1 protein-coding gene is annotated in these 773 nt (G+C 45.3%); it reads left to right on the top strand.

Going from position 1 to position 773, the window contains the following annotated elements; all coding sequences use genetic code 11:
• Positions 1-773 (top strand): AMP-binding enzyme (locus ACFINC_RS10465; RefSeq protein WP_375617173.1); only part of this gene is annotated, 773 nt, incomplete at both ends.

The raw sequence follows: 773 nt of genomic DNA, 5'->3' as shown, positions 1-773 counted from the left end.
TACAGCACCAACCGCTATCCGCGCCTTAATGGGTGCGGGAAATTCATTTGTTGAACGCTCAAAAAGAACATCCTTACGGCTCTTAGGAACGGTAGGTGAACCAATTAATCCAGAAGCATGGGAATGGTTTTATCACACAATTGGAAATGACCGTTGTCCGATTCTCGATACATGGTGGCAAACAGAAACAGGGGGACATATGATCACCCCCCTCCCCGGTGCCACGCCTCTTAAAGCAGGCTCCGCCACACGTCCTTTCTTTGGGGTTCAACTGCAAATCATAGACGAGCAAGGAAATATTCTGGAAGGAGAAGCAGAAGGCAATCTTTGTATTATTGACTCATGGCCAGGACAAATGCGCACGCTCTATAAGGATCATGAGCGCTTTATCGAAACCTATTTTTCCACCTATAAAGGGAAATATTTTACAGGTGATGGCTGTAGACGCGATAGTGATGGCTATTATTGGATTACAGGACGCGTTGATGACATTCTCAATGTCTCAGGGCACAGATTAGGAACAGCAGAAATTGAATCGGCCCTCGTTTTACACCCTGCTGTATCAGAAGCCGCTGTTGTTGGTTACCCTCACCCCATTAAAGGACAGGGAATCTACAGTTTTGTCACCCTCATGGAGGGAACAACGCCAAGTGAAGAATTGCAAAAAGACCTTATCAAGCATGTCAGAAAGGAAATAGGTTCCATTGCTATATTGGATAAAATTCAGTTTGCTCCGCAGCTTCCCAAAACGCGATCAGGAAAAATTATGAGAC

The sequence above is a fragment of the Bartonella sp. AP58NXGY genome, from assembly GCF_042195785.1.
Classification (GTDB): Bacteria; Pseudomonadota; Alphaproteobacteria; order Rhizobiales; family Rhizobiaceae; genus Bartonella.
This window is presented reverse-complemented; position numbering and strand designations above follow the sequence as displayed.